General features: G+C 71.7%; 14 protein-coding genes. 4 read left to right on the top strand and 10 right to left on the bottom strand.

The genetic code is table 11. The features are described 5' to 3' along the window. Positions 1–23: 23 nt before the first annotated feature. From HAV39_RS03020 to hemE, 8 genes are all read right to left on the bottom strand, one after another. Entirely contained in the window at positions 24–1652 is a 1629-nt protein-coding gene (locus HAV39_RS03020; RefSeq protein ID WP_191837958.1) for a glycoside hydrolase family 13 protein, read from the bottom strand. 111 nt (positions 1653–1763) lie between these two features. Next, positions 1764–2651: a carbohydrate ABC transporter permease gene (locus HAV39_RS03015; RefSeq protein ID WP_120318673.1), complete on the bottom strand. Its 888-nt coding sequence runs from the start codon at positions 2649–2651 to the stop codon at positions 1764–1766. 11 nt (positions 2652–2662) lie between these two features. Then, positions 2663–3616 (bottom strand): carbohydrate ABC transporter permease, encoded by a 954-nt coding sequence (locus tag HAV39_RS03010; RefSeq protein ID WP_120318672.1) that lies wholly within the window; start codon positions 3614–3616, stop codon positions 2663–2665. Positions 3617–3699: 83 nt separating this feature from the next. Then, positions 3700–5079, bottom strand: coding sequence for an ABC transporter substrate-binding protein (locus HAV39_RS03005; RefSeq protein ID WP_191837631.1), 1380 nt, complete (start codon positions 5077–5079; stop codon positions 3700–3702). 776 nt (positions 5080–5855) lie between these two features. After that, a complete protein-coding gene (locus HAV39_RS03000) occupies positions 5856–6875 on the bottom strand; it encodes a LacI family DNA-binding transcriptional regulator (protein ID WP_191837630.1) in 1020 nt (339 codons plus the stop codon). A 121-nt stretch (positions 6876–6996) separates the two neighbouring features. Further along, entirely contained in the window at positions 6997–7698 is a 702-nt protein-coding gene (hemQ, locus tag HAV39_RS02995; protein WP_191837629.1) for a hydrogen peroxide-dependent heme synthase, read from the bottom strand. Positions 7699–7702: 4 nt separating this feature from the next. Further along, positions 7703–9103: a protoporphyrinogen oxidase gene (gene hemG / locus HAV39_RS02990; protein WP_191837628.1), complete on the bottom strand. Its 1401-nt coding sequence runs from the start codon at positions 9101–9103 to the stop codon at positions 7703–7705. 123 nt (positions 9104–9226) lie between these two features. After that, on the bottom strand, positions 9227–10294 hold the full coding sequence (gene hemE / locus HAV39_RS02985; RefSeq protein ID WP_191837627.1) for a uroporphyrinogen decarboxylase: 1068 nt from the start codon (positions 10292–10294) through the stop codon (positions 9227–9229). Between the two features lie 104 nt (positions 10295–10398). On the opposite strand from hemE, the gene HAV39_RS02980 reads away from it, so the two are divergent. After that, positions 10399–10971 carry a DUF3000 domain-containing protein gene (locus HAV39_RS02980; protein WP_191837626.1) on the top strand — a complete coding sequence of 191 codons (573 nt, stop codon included), beginning with the start codon at positions 10399–10401 and terminating at the stop codon, positions 10969–10971. A 150-nt stretch (positions 10972–11121) separates the two neighbouring features. On the opposite strand, the gene HAV39_RS02975 is transcribed toward HAV39_RS02980, so the two are convergent. Together HAV39_RS02975 and HAV39_RS02970 are read right to left on the bottom strand one after the other, a co-directional pair. Then, complete coding sequence (locus tag HAV39_RS02975) at positions 11122–11844, bottom strand: hypothetical protein (RefSeq protein ID WP_191837625.1); 723 nt, start codon at positions 11842–11844, stop codon at positions 11122–11124. A 50-nt stretch (positions 11845–11894) separates the two neighbouring features. Then, positions 11895–12944, bottom strand: a complete 1050-nt coding sequence (locus tag HAV39_RS02970; RefSeq protein ID WP_239120376.1) for a S1C family serine protease — start codon at positions 12942–12944, stop codon at positions 11895–11897. 197 nt (positions 12945–13141) lie between these two features. Here HAV39_RS02970 and HAV39_RS02965 point away from each other — a divergent pair, with 197 nt between their 5' ends. The 3 genes from HAV39_RS02965 to HAV39_RS02955 all read left to right on the top strand — a co-directional run bounded on the left by HAV39_RS02965 (position 13142) and on the right by HAV39_RS02955 (position 17856). Further along, positions 13142–14503, top strand: a complete 1362-nt coding sequence (locus HAV39_RS02965; RefSeq protein WP_191837624.1) for a ribonuclease D — start codon at positions 13142–13144, stop codon at positions 14501–14503. Positions 14504–14608: 105 nt separating this feature from the next. Further along, complete coding sequence (locus HAV39_RS02960) at positions 14609–15832, top strand: thiolase family protein (protein WP_191837623.1); 1224 nt, start codon at positions 14609–14611, stop codon at positions 15830–15832. Next, complete coding sequence (locus tag HAV39_RS02955; protein WP_191837622.1) at positions 15829–17856, top strand: 3-hydroxyacyl-CoA dehydrogenase NAD-binding domain-containing protein; 2028 nt, start codon at positions 15829–15831, stop codon at positions 17854–17856. Before HAV39_RS02960 ends, HAV39_RS02955 begins: the two co-directional genes overlap by 4 nt. The last annotated feature ends 29 nt before the right edge of the window (positions 17857–17885 follow it).

The following is a 17885-nucleotide window of genomic DNA, read 5'->3' as shown; positions in this document are numbered from 1 at the left end:
CCTCCCGGGCCCGGGTGCGAGGGTCAGGCGGGGCGGATCCAGACCGCGGTGTCCGCGGGCAGGCGGTCGCCGTCCAGCGGGCCGCTGGCGACGAGGATCTGGGCGTACGCGGGCAGGTCGACGGGGTGGTCGGCGAGGTTGACCACGCAGACCAGGTCGAGGCCGTCCGGGGCGGGACGGCGGAACGACAGCACCTGCGCGGAGCTGTCCAGCCAGGACATCGGGCCGTCGCCGAGCGCGGGCTCGCTGTGACGCAGGCTCAGGCAGCGGCGGTACAGCTCCAGCATCGAGCCCGGGTCACCGGTCTGCGCCTCGGCGGTGTACGCCTTCCACGCCGCCGGCTGGGGCAGCCACGGCTTGGCCGTCGCGCCGCCGGGACTGAACCCGAACGGCGCCTCCGCGCCCGACCAGGGCAGCGGCACCCGGCAGCCGTCGCGGCCTGGGTCGACGCCCGCGGTGCGGTGCCACATCGGGTCCTGCATCAGCTCGGCCGGGATGTCCTCGACCTCCCACAGGCCCAGCTCCTCGCCCTGGTACAGGTAGGCCGAACCGGGCAGCGCCAGCGCCAGCATGATCGCCGCGCGGGCGCGGCGGGTGCCGAGCTCCAGGTCGACCGGGGTGTCGTGGGTGCGGCCCTTGAAGCTGAACGAGGTGTCGGCCCGGCCGTACCGGCTGACGTGGCGGGTCACGTCGTGGTTGGACAGCACCCAGGTCGCGGGGGCGTCCACCGGCGCGTGCGACTGCAGGGTGTCGTCGATGACGTCGCGCAGCAGCGTGGCGTCCCAGGCCGAGCACAGGAAGTTCATGTTGAACGCGGTGTGCATCTCGTCCGGGCGCAGGTAGTTGGTGAAGCGCTGCACGTCGGGCATCCACACCTCGCCGATCAGGGCGCGGCCGCCGTACTCGTCGGCGATGCGCCGCCAGGCGCGGTACACGTCGTGCACCTCGTCGAGGTCCTCGAACGGGTGCCGCTCGGTGGTGCCGACCTCGGGCAGGGTCGGGTCCTTGACGAGCAGGCCCGCCGAGTCGATGCGGATGCCGTCGGCGCCCCGGTCGAACCAGAACCGCAGCACGTTCTCGTGCTCCTCCCGCACCGCGGGGTGGTCCCAGTTCCAGTCGGGCTGCGCGCCGTCGAACAGGTGCAGGTACCACTCGCCGTCGGGCACCCGGGTCCAGGTGCCGCCGCCGAAGTTCGAGGTCCACTCGGTCGGCGGCAGCTCGCCGTGCTCGCCCTTGCCGGGACGGAACCAGAACAGCTCGCGCTCCGGCGAGCCGGGACCCGCCGCCAGCGCCGCCTGGAACCAGGGGTGCTGGTCCGAGCAGTGGTTGGGGACCACGTCGACGATGACGCGGATACCCAGCTCGTGGGCCTCCCGGATCATCTGCTCGCATTCGGCCAGGTCACCGAAGATCGGGTCGATGTTGCGGTAGTCGCTCACGTCGTACCCGCCGTCCGCCTGGGGCGAGACGTAGAAGGGGTTGAACCAGATGGCGTCGATGCCCAGGTCCCTCAGGTACGTCAGGTGCGCCCGGACACCGGCCAGGTCGCCGACGCCGTCGCCGTTGCCGTCGGCGAAGCTGCGGACGTACACCTGGTAGATGGCGGCATCGCGCCACCAGGCGTCGGTCGCCGAGCGCACCCCCTGCGGCATGGGGGCTCCGATGTCAACCACGAGATACCTGCTTCCTGTTACGGAACACGAACTGGACGTGAGCGGTGCGGGCACGGCGGGGCGGGCCCGCGGGCAGCGGGCCCCGGCCGGCTACTCCTTGAGACCGCCGGCGGTCAGGCCGGACATGATGCTGCGCTGGAAGATTAGGAAGAACACGATGGTCGGGATCGCGGCGATGACGGCCGCGGCGACGACCACGTTCTGCGGCGTGCCGCCGGAGAACGCGTAGATGCCGACGCTGATGGTGCGGGTCTCCGGCGAGGGCATGACCAGCTTGGGCCAGAGGAAGTCCTTCCACACCGCGGTCACCGCGAAGATGGAGACCACGCCCAGGATCGGCCGGGAGATCGGCAGCACGATCGACCAGAGCGTGCGCATCGAGCCCGCGCCGTCCATCCGCGCCGCCGACATCAGGTCCTCCGGGATGGAGTCGAAGAACCGCTTCAGCAGGAAGATGTTGAACGCGTTGGCCACGGCCGGCAGCCAGATCGAGAACGGCGAGTCGATCAGGCTGATGTGCAGGATCGGCAGATCGATCACGGTCACGTACTGCGGAATGATCAGCACCATCGCCGGGATCATCAGCGTCGCCAGCATCATGCCGAGGATCAGGTTGCCCAGCTTCGGCCGCAGCTTCGACAGCGCGTACGCCGCCGCCGTGTCCAGCACGAGCTGGAACACCAGCGCGCCGACCGCGTAGTAGAAGGTGTTGAACAGCAGCTTGGCCAGGTCCAGCCGGTTCCACGCGTCGGAGTAGTTCTCCGGCTGCGGGTCGGCCGGCCACAGGGTCGGCGGGGTCTGCGCCAGCTCGGGGCTGGACTTCAGCGCGCCGGTGATCATCCAGTACAGCGGCCCGATGAAGACGAGCGTGAACAGGATGACCACGACGGTGAGGAGGGTCCAGTAGATCACCTTGCCGCGGCCCCGCTGGAGCTGCGCGAAGGAGACCAGTGACCGCGTCTCGGATTGCTGCGCCATGACTCGTTCCCCTAGTCCTGTTTCGCGTTCAGCCGGGCGTAGACGGCGGAGAAGCCGATCAGCGCCACGAGCATGATCACGCCGAGCGCCGCCGCGCCGTTGAGGTCGTTCTGGAAGAAGCCGTGCTGGTAGATGAGGTAAACGACCGAGGTGGCCGAGTCCTCCGAGCCCGCGCCGTTGGCCAGGATCAGCGGCTCGATGAACAGCTGCATGGTCGCCACGACCTGGAGCATGGCCATCAGCGACAGGATCAGCCGGGTCTGCGGGATGGTCACGTTGGTGATGCGCCGCCACAGGCCGGCGCCGTCGAGCTCGGCGGCCTCGTACAGCTCGCCCGGGATGTTCTGCAGCGCGGCCAGGTAGATCAGCACCGCGCCGCCCATGTTCATCCAGGTCGAGGCGATGACCATGGCCGGCATCGTCATGTCCGTCGACTGCATCCACTGCGAGGTCGGCAGCCCGAGCCCCTTGAGGATCGAGTTGAACAGGCCGGCGTCGCTGGGGTCGTAGGCCAGGTACTTGAACAGGAACAGCGCCGAGGCCGGGGGCAGCATCACCGGCAGGTAGATCAGGATGCGCAGGTAACCCTTGGCGTGCCGGAACTCGTTGAGCAGCACCGCCAGGAAGAAGGGGACCGCGTAGCCGAGGACCAGCGCGAGCACCGTGAAGTACAGGGTGTTCTGCCAGGCCGTCCAGAAGCTCGGGTCGTTGATGATCCGCTCGTAGTTGTCCCAGCCCACCCAGGTGGTCTCGCCCGCGCGGGTGCGCTGGAAGCTCATCACCACGCCGCGGATCATCGGGTACCAGGAGAAGAACGCGAAGCAGATGACCGCGCCGATCAGGAACGCGTAACCGGTGAGGTTGTCCTTGAGCCGGCGGTTGCGCCGCGCGCGACGCGGATCGACGGGTGCTGGCGCTTGGCTGCCGACGTCGATGCCGGCGCCAGGAACGGTGGCGATCGCCATGTCATCACTCCTGAGGGAAGGTGCGGGGTCAGGTCCGCGTGCGGACGGGGAGCCGGCGTGGTGCCCGGCTCCCCGTCCTCACATCACTTGGCGGCCTGGGTGAGGAGCTGGTTGACCTTGTCCTCGGCCTTCTTGAGCTCCGCGTCGACGTTCGCGTTCGGGTTGGTCAGGATCGCCGACATCGCACCGTCGAGGATCGCGTAGATGCCCTGCGCGTTCGGCGGCTCGAACTTGATCGTGACCGGGTTGTTCTCGAAGGCGGAGAAGTCGTCCGGCGCGATGTTGCCGTTCGCCTTGCGCAGGTCGAACTCCGACTTCTGCGACGCGCTGCCCGGGGTGAACAGCTGCGGCTGCGGCAGACCGACCTGCTCGCCCTGAGCCTTGGCGCGGGCGTAGTCGAACTGGCCCTTGCCCGGGGTGAGCTTCTCGAAGGCGAGCCACTTCAGACCGGCCTTGACCTGGTCGTCGGTCAGGCCCTTCTTGAAGAAGTAGCCCTCACCGCCACCCAGGGTGCCCTTGGCGGCGCCGTCCTGGCCGGGCATGGCGCCCATCGCCCAGTCCTCGTACTTGCCCTGGAACTGGGTGACGATCGCGGTGGTCGCGTCGGGCGCGCCGACGAACATGCCGACCTTGCCGGCGCCCGCGATGGTCAGCAGGTCGCCCCAGCCGAGCAGCTGGCGGGCGCCCATGCTGTTGTCGCCGTAACGCATGTCCTTGAGGTTCTGCAGAACCTTCTTGCCCATGTCGTTGTTGAAGTCGGCCTTCTTGTTGTCGGCCGTCACCAGGGCGCCGCCCTGGGCGTACAGCTCGGCGGTGAAGTGCCAGCCACCGGTGTTGCCGGAGCTGTACTCGCCGAAGCCGGCGATGCCGTCACCGAGCGCCGAGATCTTCTTGGCGGCCTCGCGAACCTCGGCCCAGGTCTTCGGCGGGCTCTTCGGGTCCAGACCGGCCTTGGTGAACAGGGTCTTGTTGTAGACCAGGCCCATCGAGTAGTTCTTGGTCGGGACGCCCCAGACCTTGCCGTCCTTGGTGAACGTGTTCTTCGCGTCGCCGAGCACGTCGTCCCAGGTCGGGATGTTGTCCTTGTTGACGAAGGCGCTGATGTCCATCGCCTGGCCGGAGTCGATGACCTGCTGGACGTCGGTCATGTAGCCGTAGAACACGTCCGTCATCGAGCCGCCCTGCAGGCGGGCGGTGAAGTCCGGCGGGTTGGCGCACTGGGTGCCGACCGAAACGCTCTTAATCTTGATGGTCGGGTTGGCCGCCTCGAACGCCTTGACGTCGTCGTTCCACGCCTGCAGCAGGTTCTTCTGCGCACCGACCGGCTGGCAGTCGACCGTGATGATCGTCTTGCCGGCAGCATCCGTGTCATCGTCGCTCTTGGTGGAGCAGGCCGCGAGGCCCAGTCCCAGGCCGGTCGCGAGCGCGATCGCCGCGACCTTCCGGAAGTGCGGTACGGACATCTGTCCATCCCTTCGGGAAACAGTTCTTGATCTACGGAGCCGCGAGGACGGATCGCCGCGGCGGCCTCTTGGTGTTGCGCTGACTTCCGTGTGACCTGCCTCGCATTTTCCAAGGTCAGGCTTAGGTGAAGTCACTGTAGCGTTGGCGACTCATGTCCGCAAGGTGTCGAGATAGTTACGCAATTTTTCGACCGAACCTTGTCGCACGCGAGCTGGCGTCTGCGCTGCAAGGAACACCTGTGGTCTGCTTCACACGTCATGTGTCGATACCGTTTCGCAACCTGGCTTGCACGCGGTCTGATCTTTGCGGTGCGATGCACGCGATGATCGGTGCGAAGTCATAAACGTGCAGCTCACGACCGCAAACCCGGCAACGGTGACGTGCTCGCGGACGACCAGGGGCATGGCGGGAGCGGACCGCGGCCGGCAGGCATCGACCGCGGCCTACGGCGGTCACGTTTACGCAACGTTTCAGCGCCCCGCACCGCCGCATCGCGCCACACCGAGCCACACACGGCCGGGCCGGGCCGGGCCGGGCCGCCGTGCGTGCTCCCGCCGATGCGGGCGGTCGTGATCGTCGTTTCGTGTCAGAAAGTGAGGCTGAACCGCAGATCGAGACACGAGACGGCGATCATGGCCCGGCCGGTTCCTGATGGTCACCGGCCGACAGCACGGCGGCCAGTGCCGGCCGGCGGGCGCGACGGGCCTGGTGGAACGCGAACGGCTCCGTGCACACCGTTTGCACGGGGTGGACGGAGCCGTCGGGGAAGAAGGGGTCAGTCGGTGGCGCGGGCCTGGGCGGGGACGAGGCGGGCGCTCGCGGGGACGGCGGCGGTCGAGCCGCGTACCACGAGTTCGGTCTCGAACAGCAGCTCGTCGGCCGGGACCACGTTGCCCGCGATCTCGCTGACCAGCAGCGCGACCGCGGCCTGGCCCATCGCCTCGATGGGCTGGCGCACCGTGGTCAGCGGCGGGTCGGTGCAGGTCATCACGGCCGAGTCGTCGTAGCCGACCAGCGACACGTCACCGGGCACGGTCAGGCCGAGGCGGCGCGCACCGCGCACCGCGCCCAGGGCCAGCACGTCGGAGGCGCAGATCAGGCCGGTCACCCCGCGCGAGATCAGCCGCGCCGCGGCGGCGTGGCCGCCCTCCATCGAGAAGATGGTGCGCTCGACCATGTCGTCGGCGCCGGGGAAGGCCTGGCGCTTGCGCGAGGACGGCATGTGGTCGGGCGGGCCCAGGATGAGGCCGATCCGGTCGTGGCCCAGCGACACCAGGTGGTTGTACGCCTGCTCGGTGGCCACCGCGTCGTCGGCCGACACCCGGGGGAAGCCCAGGTCGTCGATGCCGGCGTTGACCAGTATCGCGGGCAGTCCCCGGTCGAGCAGCCGCCGGTAGTGCTCGTGGTCGGCGTCGGCCTGGGCGTAGTTGCCGCCCGCGAAGATCACGCCGGAAACCTGCTGCTCCAGCAGCATGTCCACGTAGTCGGACTCGGCCACGCCGTCGGCGGTGCGGGTGCACAGCACGGGGGTGAACCCGCGCTTGGCCAGGGCTCCGGCCACGACCTCGGCGAACGCCGGGAAGATCGGGTTCTGCAACTCGGGCAGCACGAGGCCGACCAGCCGGGCCCGTTCGCCGCGCAGCTTGGTGGGCCGCTCGTAGCCGAGCACGTCCAGCGCGGTGAGCACGGCCGTTCGGGTGGCCTCGGAGATGCCGGGGCGACCGTTGAGCACCCTGCTCACGGTGGCCGTGCTCACTCCCACGTACTTCGCCACTTCGGCGAGTCTGCGCGTCATGGTACGCAAGTGTAGGGCACGATCGTGCAAATCAGTTGCATGGGTTGCCCTACAGTTTGCAGAACTTCTCTCCAGCCCTGTTGACGGCACGTAACGCCCGTCGAGCGCCGGGAGCGCTCCCCTACGGCAGGGCGGCGACGAGGTCCTCCACCGAGCGGCGGCGGCCCGTGTAGAACGGGACCTCCTCGCGCACGTGCCGGCGGGCGGACGAGGCGCGCAGGTCGCGCATCAGGTCCACGATCCGGTGCAGCTCGTCGGCCTCGAACGCCAGCATCCACTCGTAGTCGCCCAGCGCGAACGAGGCGACCGTGTTGGCCCGCACGTCCGGGTAGCCGCGCGCCATCTTGCCGTGCTCGGCCAGCATCTCGCGACGCTCCTCGTCCGGCAGCAGATACCACTCGTACGAGCGCACGAAGGGGTAGACGCAGACGTAGCGCCGGGCCTCCTCGCCGGCCAGGAACGCCGGGATGTGGCTCTTGTTGAACTCGGCCGGGCGGTGCAGCGCCGCCTGCGACCACACCGGGGTCAGGCACTTGCCGAGCGCGGTCCGGCGGAACAGCCCGTACGCGTCCTGCAGCGCGTCGGAGGAGCCGGAGTGCCACCAGATCATCACGTCCGCGTCGGCCCGCAGGCCCGCCACGTCGTAGACGCCGCGCACCGTGACGTCCTTCTCGGCGAGCTGGGCGAACAGCGCCTCGACCTCGCCCGACACCTCGGAGCGGATCGACGGCAGCGGGCCCTTGACCCGGAACACCGACCACATCGTGTACCGGATGGTGTCGTTGAGCTCCCGCAGCCGGGCCGCGTTGGTCTGTTCGGTCATGCTCTCATCCTTCCAGAATCCGGTCTGCGGCCTGCTCCGCGGAGGTGACGCAGGCGGGGATGCCCACCCCGTCGAAAGCCGCGCCCGCCAGCGCCAGTGGCAGGTCGGCGAGCAGCGTGCGGGCCTGGGCCACCCGGTCCACGTGGCCGGGGGCGTACTGCGGCAGGCCGCCGCCCCAGCGGGTCACCTCCGCCGCGACGGGCGCGGGCAGGGTCGTGCCGAGCACCGTGCCCAGCTCGGCCAGCACCGTGCGCACCAGCTCCGCGTCCGGGCGCTGCAGCGCCGCCTGCTCGCCGTACCGGCCGACGCTGGCGCGCAGCAGCACCCGGCCGTCGGGGCGGGCATGGTGCGCCCACTTGCTGCTGAAGAAGGTGGCCGCCTTGATGGTCAGCCCCTGGTCGGCCGGGACCAGGAAACCGGTCAGCGCGGGCAGCTCGACGCCCGCCAGCTCCAGCGTCACCAGGCCGACGCTGGCATAGTCGAGCGCGCCGACCAGCGCCGCCGCGTCCGGCGACACGTCGTGCAGCAGCCGCGACGCCGGGCGCGCGGGGCAGGCCAGCACCACCGCGTCGCACTCGATGCGCTGCGCGCGCACGCTCTCCGGTGCGTCGGGCGCGGCCGCGCCCACCGACAGCACCCAGCCCGCGCCGTGGCGCTCCAGCCGCCGCACCGGCACCCCGGTCAGCACGCGCACCCCGCGGCGGGCCAGCTCCGCGGCGGCGGCGGCGATCAGCGTGCCCAGGCCGCCGCGCAGGGTGCCGAACACGGGGCTGCCCGGCTGGTGGGCGCGGCTCGCGGCCGTGGTCAGCGCCACCGCGCCGCGCAGCGTGTGCTCGGTGCCGAGCAGCCGGTGAAGGGCAGGCACCGTGGCCGCCAGGGACAGGCCGTCGGCGCTGCCCGCGTACACCCCGCCGAGCAGCGGGTCGACCAGGTGCGTGACGACCTCGCCGCCGAGCCGCTCGCGCACCAGCGCGCCGACGGACCGGTCCTCGCCCGCGGGCAGCACCGGGACGCCCCGGTCCGCGTCGTGGTCGTCGAGGGTGGCGATGCCGTCGAGCGCCGCCTGCGGGCCGGGCACGCCCAGCACGGTGCCGCCGGGCAGCGGCCGCAGCCGACCGTCCAGCCACAGCCCGGCCCCGGCGATCGCCGGGTGGACCAGCCGGTCCCCCAGCCCCAGCTCGTCGACCAGGCGTTTCGCGCCGCTCGGGCCACCGGCCGGGTCGCGCATCAGGAACTGCTCGGCACCGGTGTCCACGCCGTCGGGCCGGGTGCTGATCCGGCCGCCCAGCCGGGCGGACTGCTCCACCAGGGTCACCCGGCCGCCCGCGCCGGACAGCCGCAGCGCGGCCGCCAGCCCGGCGATCCCGCCCCCGACGACGACGGTGTGCTCGCTTCGCTCCCTCATGCCCGCTCCTCGCTGCGCTCGTCACGAGCATGGAACGTCGTCATGATTTGCTCGCTTCGCTCCCTCATGCCCGCTCCTCGCTGCGCTCGTCACGAGCATGGAACGGCGTCATGATTCGCCCGCTCATCGGGCGCTGAGCGTGTGCACCAGCTCTACGACGCGGGTGAGCACGGTGGGGTCGGTCTCGGGCAGCACGCCGTGGCCGAGGTTGAACACGTGGCCGGGGGCGGTGCGGCCCTCGGCGAGCACCCGGCGCACCTCGCGCTCGACGACCTCCCACGGCGCGAACAGCACCGCCGGGTCGAGGTTGCCCTGCAGCGGATGCCCGGGGACCTGCTTGGCCGCCTGGTCCAGCGGGGTGCGCCAGTCGACGCCGATCACGTCCGCGCCCGCCTGGGCCATCGCGGGCAGCAGCAGGCCGGTGCCGACGCCGAAGTGGATGCGCGGCAGCCCGGCGTCGGCCAGGCCGTCCAGCACCTTGCGCGAGTGCGGCTGCACGTACTCGCGGTAGTCCGCTTCGGACAGCGCGCCGACCCAGGAGTCGAACAGCTGCACCGCGCTGACGCCCGCGGCGATCTGCACCTTGAGGAAGGTCAGCGTGATGTCGGCCAGCCGGTCCAGCAGCGCGTGCCACAGCTGCGGGTTGCCGTACATCATGGCCTTGGTCTTGGTGTGGTTGCGCGACGGCCCGCCCTCGACCAGGTAGCTGGCGAGCGTGAAGGGGGCCCCGGCGAAGCCGATCAGCGGGGTGGCGAGCAGCTCCGCGGTGAGCATGCGGACCGCTTCGTCCACGTAGGACACGGCGGCCGGGTCCAGCGGGCGCACCCGGTCCAGGTCGGCGAGCGTGCGGACCGGCTCGGCGACGACCGGGCCGGTGCCGGCCACGATGTCCAGGTCGACCCCGGCCGCGTCCAGCGGCACCATGATGTCGCTGAAGAAGATGGCGGCGTCCACGCCGTGGCGGCGGACCGGCTGCATGGTGATCTCGGTGACCAGGTCGGGCTGGCGGCACGACTCCAGCATGCGGACCCCGGCCCGCAGCGACCGGTACTCCGGCAGGGAGCGCCCCGCCTGCCGCATGAACCACACCGGCGTGTGCGGCACGGACTGCCCGCGACACGCCCGGACGAATGCGGAGCCCGCCGTGCGGCCCGTGGGACTGGTGTCAGTAACGCTGCTCATCACGGCCATCGTGCCACCGGTCAGATAACGATCTCCGAACGGGTGGCGCGGATGTGAGCCGTATCGGCGCGCCGAACCACGACAACGGTCCCGAAGCGCCCTAGGGTACGGCTATGGCGCTCACGACGGCACTCCCCGAGACGTTCACGCGCGCCGTCGCCGCGCTGCGTGCCGCCGACCCCCGGAGCGAGATAGCGCTGGAGGAGGTGCCGGCCCCGAGCCGGCTCGCCCCGCACGCCTTCGCCCTCGGCGCGACCGTGCTGCGCCGCGGCGAGGAGGTCACCACCGGGCGGCTCATCCTGCTGCACGACCCGGCCGGCCACGAGGCGTGGGAGGGCGACACCCGGCTCGTCACCTATGTCACCGCGGAGCTGGAGCCGGAGCTGGCCACCGACCCGCTGCTGCCCCAGGTGGGCTGGAGCTGGCTGGTGGACGCGCTCGACGCGCACAGCACCGGATACGCCGCCATCGGCGGCACGGTGACGCAGACCATCTCCAGCCGCTTCGGCGCGCTGGCCGCCGACGGCCCGCCCACCACCGACCTGGAGCTGCGCGCGTCCTGGACGCCCCTGGACCTGAACCTGGAGGGCCACGTCGCGGCCTGGTGCGCGCTGCTCGCCTCGACCGCGGGGCTGCCGCCGGTCGGTGTCTCCGCGCTGCCGCTGCGCCGCGTCGAACAGCGCTGACCCGGCACCGCCCGACGCGGGCCGGCCCCGGCGGCGCTGGGGGGTGCTGACTCCTGGACACGACGAAGGGCGGCCGGAACACCGGCCGCCCTTGTCAGCGGTTCACGCGGTCACCCGTCGGGCGCGGACCGTCCGGCCCGGGGCTCCGCGTCAGAGGTAGGCCTTGCAGGCCTTGTCCATCGCGTCCGCCCGCGCCTCGGACGGCGCGCGGAAGAACGCGTCGAGCTTGTCGAGGCAGGCCACCATCGCCTTGTTCTCGTTCTGCACGCCTTCGAAGTCCTGCTTGGACTTCGCCAGCTCGTCCTTGGTGTTCTCCAGCTGCGACTTGCCCGAGGAGATCTCGCCGTCCTTGGCCTTGATGGCCCTGTCACGCTCGTCGACCTGCTGGGTCAGCGTCGACCTGGTGTCGGCGAGCTCGCCCGACTTGAGCACGAACAGGGTGGTCATCACACCGGTGGCGAGCACGAGCACGCCCGTCGCGATCGCCAGCGCCAGCGTGGCCATGGACTTCTTGACCGGCGCCGGGGCGGCGGCCGGGTAGCCGTAGCCGGAGATCGGGTAGGCCGACACCGGCACGGCCGACACCGGGCAGCCCTCGGGCTGCCCCGGGACGGCCGCGTAACCCGCCGGGTAACCGGCCTGCCCGGGGTAACCGCCTGGCATGGGGTGACCGGCCTGCGCGGGCACCGGCTGCGCGGGCACGGGGTAGCCGGCCGGCTGGACAGCGGGCTGTGCGGCGGCGGGTGCGGTGGCCGCCGCCGCCGGTGCGACCGCGACGGGCTCCGTGGCGGGAGCGGTCTCCGGGACAGCGGGCGCCTGCGCGGGCACTGCCGCCGCAGGAACCTCGTCGGCCGGGGACGCGGGATGGGTCATGACTGTTTCCTCCGTGAAGGGTGGTGCGCGCCGAGCCGAAGGGGTTCCGGTCAGCAGACGGTGAAGAGCTTGCAGGCGTCCGCGATCGGGATCGCCAGGCCGAGGCCTTCGGCGTTGAGGTATCCGGCGACGGTGATGCCGACCACCTGCTGCCGGCCGTTGATCACCGGGCCGCCGGAGTTGCCGGGGTTGATCGCGGCGTCGAACTGGACCATCGGGCCCTCTTCGTAGCCGGTTTCCCGGATCGCGCTGATGACGCCGCTGGTGACGGTGTCGGTGAGGCCGAGCGGTGCGCCCACCGCGATGATCTGCTGACCGGGCTTCGCGGGCGTCCCGGCGACCGTGAGACCGGCGAACTTCGCCGTGGTGTGCAGCTGGGCCACGTCACGCAGCTTGTTGACGCCGACGATCTTCGCATCGAACCGCTGCCCGTCACGCGTGATTTTCACGGTGCGGCCGCCGTCCTGGTACAGCTCCTCGACCACGTGGAAGTTCGTGAACAGGTTGGTGCCGCCGTCGGCGGCCTCGGGCCCCACCGCGAACGCGGTGCCGATGGAGCGACCGGCCTCCACGCGGAAGACGCTGGGCAGCACGGCCGCGGCCAGCTTCTCCACGTTGAAGGCCGCGCCGACCTCCTTCTCCAGCGCGCCGAGCCGGTTCTCGGCCTCCTGCAGACGGTCGCCGTCCTTCTGCCGCAGCTCGGTGAGCCGCTGGTCGGCGCCCTCCAGCGCCGCGCTCAGCTCCCCGATCCGCACGTTCTGCCAGGCCACCACGCCGATCAGCAGGGCCAGCAGCACGGCCAGCACCGTGTTGAAGCCCAGCAGCCGACGCAGCCGGCCAGCGGATGCGGGCGGGCGCGGCACGACGGGCGCGGGGTATGGGGGCAGCGCGTACGCCATCGGGACGGGCTGGGGCGGCCACGGCTGCCGGGGGTGGCCCGCGGGGGCGGGCGGGAACGGGCCCGGCAGGTGCCCGGCCGGAACGCCATGGCCCATCGGAGCGGGCGGGTAAGGGCCGGGCGCCATCGGCGGGGGTGGCGGTGCGGGCACGCCCGGCGCGGCAGCGCCCTGCGACGTGTCGGGCTGAGGGCCCGTGCTCATGTGTTCTCCTCCCCGTGCAGCTGATCATGTGCGATCGGCTGGCACACCATACTGGGCGCGGTCGACTCGTATCGCCCCGTTTGCGAGGCCCCTCCGCACGCGGTTCACCGGCTCGTCACACCTGTCCCACCCGTCACCGACGCGCCATACCCGGGGTGCTGCCGTCCTCGCCGACCGGCTGGCCGTACGGTGTGACCATGACCGACGAGGACGCACCACTGCGCCGTCGGACCCGCCATCGCACGCCGACAGGCGACGGCGCGCCGGACGCGACACCGAACGGCGGTGGGCCGACACTGCTGACCGAACCCGCTGACGGCACCCCTGAACCGGTGGTCACCCCGGCGGAGTTCGCCGACGTGGTGGCCAGGTTCGCCGCGGGCACCGGCCCGGTGGCCGTGGACGCCGAACGGGCCTCCGGCTTCCGCTACAGCCAGCGGGCATACCTGGTCCAGCTGCGGCGCCGGGGGGCCGGCACCGCGCTCATCGATCCGGTGCCGCTGGGCGATCTGTCCGCCTTGGACGAAGCGCTGGCCGACACCGAGTGGGTGCTCCACGCGGCCAGCCAGGACCTTCCGTGCCTGGCCGAGGTGGGCCTGCGGCCGCGCCGGCTGTTCGACACGGAACTGGCCGCCCGCCTGGCCGACTTCGAGCGGGTCGGCCTGGCCGCGCTGACCGAACAGCTACTGGGACGCACCCTGGAGAAGCACCACTCCGCGGCGGACTGGTCCACCCGTCCACTCCCCCATGACTGGCTGACCTACGCGGCGCTGGATGTGGAACTGCTGGTGGAGCTGCGCGACGCGCTCGCCGAGGAGCTCGACCGCCAGGGCAAGTCCGCCTGGGCCGCGCAGGAGTTCGCCGCGCTGGTCGCCGGCGGCGCCCGCCCGCCCAAGCAGCGGACCGACCCGTGGCGGCGCACCTCCGGCATGCACCGGGTGCGCGGGGCGCGCGCCCAGTCGCGGGTGCGCGCGCTGTGGTACGCCCGGGACACCATCGCGATCCGCCGCGACACCGCGCCCGGCCGGGTGCTGCCCGACGCCGCGATCGTCGCGGCGGCCGAGATGAACCCCAAGACCGAACGCGAGTTGCTGCTGCTGCCGGGCTTCGGCGGCCGATCGGTGCGCCGGCTGGCGCCGACCTGGCTGGAGGCGCTCGACGAGGCCCGCGCCCTGCCCGACGACGCGCTGCCCACCACCCCGGTGTTCGAGGGGCCGCCGCCGCCGCACCGCTGGGCGGACAAGGACCCGGAGGCCGCCGCGCGGCTGGCCCGCTGCCGCGAGGTGGTCACCAAGACCGCCGAGCAGTACCACCTGCCGCCGGAGAATCTGATCACCCCGGAGTTCATCCGCCGGCTGGCCTGGGAGCCGCCCGCCGACCCCGACACGGCCGCGGTCACCAAGGTGCTCAGCGACCTCGGGGCCCGGCAGTGGCAGTGCGGGCTGCTGGCCGAGGAGCTGGCGCACGCGCTGGTCGTCGTCCCCGCCGAGCCCGAGCCGGACAGTTCGGCCCCGGAACCGTCCGGGCCGGACCCGACGCCGGACGGCGCGCCCGCCTGAGCCGGGCGCGCCCGGTTGTGAGTCAAGCCACAGCGGTTCCCTTCACCGGACTAGTTACTCGCGAGTAGCATCCGGGGCAGCTCCCTAACTGCAAGGAGGCAGACCGTGCCCCGTGAAGTCCGCGACGTCGTCTTCGTCGACGGCGTGCGCACCCCGTTCGGCAAGGCGAACGGAGGCATCTACGCGAACACCCGCGCCGACGATCTCGTCGTGCGCTGCATCCGCGAGCTGCTGCGCCGCAACCCGCAGCTGCCGCCGGAGCGCGTCGACGAGGTGGCCATCGCCGCCACCACCCAGATCGGCGACCAGGGCCTGACCATCGGCCGCACCGCCGCCCTGCTGGCCGGCCTGCCCAAGACCGTGCCCGGGTACGCGATCGACCGCATGTGCGCGGGCGCGATGACGGCCGTCACGACCGTCGCCTCCGGCATCGCGGTCGGCGCGTACGACGTCGCGATCGCGGGCGGGGTCGAGCACATGGGCCGCCACCCGATGGGCGAGGGCGTCGACCCGAACCCGCGCTTCCTGGCCGAGAAGATCGTCGACCCGTCCGCGCTGGTCATGGGCGCGACCGCGGAGAACCTGCACGACCGGCTCCCGCACATCACCAAGCAGCGGGCCGACGCGTTCGGCCTGGCCAGCCAGCAGAAGACCGCCGCCGCGTACGCCGCCGGCAAGCTGCAGGGCGACCTGGTCACCGTGGCCACCCGCGACCCGGAGACCGGCTGGGGCCTGGCCACCGCCGACGAGGCGCCGCGCGAGACCACGCTGGAGAAGCTGGCCGGGCTGAAGACCCCGTTCCGCCCGCACGGCAAGGTCACCGCGGGCAACGCGGCCGGCCTCAACGACGGCGCGACGAGCTGCCTGCTGGCCGCCGAGGACACCGCGCGCGAGCTGGGCCTGCCCATCGCGATGCGGCTGGTCTCCTACGGCTTCGTCGGCGTGGAGCCCGAGGTGATGGGCGTCGGCCCGATCCCGTCGACCGAGCGGGCGCTGCGCCTGGGCGGGCTGACCATCGACGACATCGGCCTGTTCGAGCTGAACGAGGCGTTCGCGGTGCAGGTGCTGGCGTTCCTCGACCACTTCGGCATCGCCGACGACGACCCGCGGGTCAACCCGTGGGGCGGCGCGATCGCCGTGGGCCACCCCCTGGCCTCCTCCGGCGTACGGCTGATGACCCAGCTGGCACGCCAGTTCGCCGAGCACCCCGAGGTGCGCTACGGCCTGACCGCCATGTGCATCGGCATCGGCATGGGCGGCACCGTTATCTGGGAGAACCCTGCCTGGACGGAGTCCAGCCAGACTGAACTGCGGGAGGGCGCGAAGTGAGCGAGATCGTCACCCACGCGAAGCTGCGGCTGATCGCCGTACCCGGGCTGGACCGGCCCGCCGCGCTGATCACCCTGGACAACGGCCTGGACCACACCAAGCCGAACACGTTCGGCCCCGGCGGCCTGACCTCGCTGTCCCAGGCGATCGACGAGGCGCACGCCGCGAACCCGTCGTTCATCGCGGTCACCGGCAAGCCGTACATCTTCTGCGTCGGCGCGGACCTCACCGGCTTCTCCGCGATGACCTCGCGCGAGCAGGTCGTCGAGATCGGACGGCTGGGCCACGCCACCTTCGCGAAGCTGCGCGAGAGCACCGTGCCCACGTTCGCCTTCGTCAACGGCGCGGCGATGGGCGGCGGCCTGGAGGTGGCGCTGCACTGCCACTACCGGACCCTGTCCTCGGGTGCGGCGGCGCTGGCCCTGCCCGAGGTCTCGCTGGGCCTCATCCCCGGCTGGGGCGGCTCGCAGGTGCTGCCGAACCTGATCGGCATCGTGCCGGCGGCGCAGGTCGTCGTGCAGAACCCGCTGATGATGAACAAGATGCTCAAGCCGAAGCAGGCGTTCGAGATGGGCGTCGCCGACGCCCTGCTGGAGCCGGCCGACTTCCTGGAGCGCTCGCTGGAGTGGGCCGCCGGCGTCGTCAACGGCACGGTCACGGTGAACCGGGCCGAGGTGGACCGCTCCGAGATGTGGGACGCGGTCGTCGGCTTCGCCCGCGGCGAGCTGGACAAGCGCCTGCACGGCGCCGTCCCGGCCGCCTCGAAGGCGCTGGACCTGCTGACGCTGGCCAAGAACGGGGTCACCGCCGAGGGCATCGAGACCGAGATCCAGGCCCTGGCCGACCTCGCCGTCACGCCCGAGCTGCGCAGCGGCCTGTACGCCTTCGATCTGGTGCAGCGCCGGGCCAAGCGTCCCGCGGGCGCGCCGGACAAGTCGCTGGCTCGCAAGATCACCAAGGTCGGCGTCGTCGGCGCGGGCCTGATGGCCTCGCAGCTGGCCCTGCTGTTCGCCAAGCGCCTTGAGGTGCCGGTCGTGCTGACCGACCTCGACCAGGCCCGGGTCGACAAGGGCGTGGGTTACGTACACGCCGAGATCGACAAGGCCGTGAGCAAGGGCCGCATGTCCGTGGGCACCGCGGCCAAGCTGCGCGGCCTGGTCAGCGGCTCGGTCGACAAGGCCGTCTTCGCCGACGCCGACCTCGTCATCGAGGCCGTGTTCGAGGAGCTGTCGGTCAAGAAGGCGGTCTGGGCCGAGCTGGAGCAGATCGTCAAGCCGGAGACGGTGCTGGCCACCAACACGTCCTCGCTGTCGGTCACCGCGATGGCCGCCGACCTGGCGCACCCCGAGCGGGTGGTGGGCTTCCACTTCTTCAACCCGGTGGCGATGATGCCGCTGCTGGAGATCGTGCGCGGCGAGGCGACCGACGACGCCACGCTGGCCACCGCGTTCGCCGTCGGCAAGCAGCTGAAGAAGAGCTGCGTGCTGGTCAAGGACGCGCCGGCCTTCGTGGTGAACCGGATCCTGACCCGCTTCCTGGGCGAGATCTGGAACGCCGTCGACGCGGGCACCCCGCTCAAGACCGCCGACCGCGCGCTGGACCCGCTGGGCCTGCCGATGCGCCCGATGGCGCTGCTGGCGCTCGTCGGCCCGGCCGTGGCCGCGCATGTGGGCGGCACGCTGCACGGGGCGTTCCCGGACCGCTTCTCGGCCAGCCCCAACCTGGCCGCGATCGCCAAGTCGGGGCTGCCGCTGCTGGTCGACGAGCGGCTCAACCCCGAGGTGGAGGCGCTGCTGGTGCAGGGCGACGCCCCGCTGACCGGTGAGCAGGTCCGCGAGAAGGCGCTGGCGGCGCTGGCGCAGGAGATCCGGCTGATGCTGGACGAGGGTGTGGTGGCCGAGGCCGCCGACATCGACCTGTGCATGATCCTGGGCGCGGGCTGGCCGTTCCACCTGGGCGGCATCACGCCGTACCTGGACCGCGCCGGCGTCTCCGAGTCCGTCACGGGCCGCCGCTTCGCCTGATCGGCCCGGAGGGCCGCTGGATGATCGCT

Origin of the sequence: Catellatospora chokoriensis (assembly GCF_011297315.1) — a bacterium.
In the GTDB taxonomy this organism is placed as follows: Bacteria; Actinomycetota; Actinomycetes; order Mycobacteriales; family Micromonosporaceae; genus Catellatospora; species Catellatospora citrea.
The sequence above is the reverse complement of the archived record's forward strand: the minus strand, read 5'-3'. Positions and strand labels throughout refer to the sequence as shown.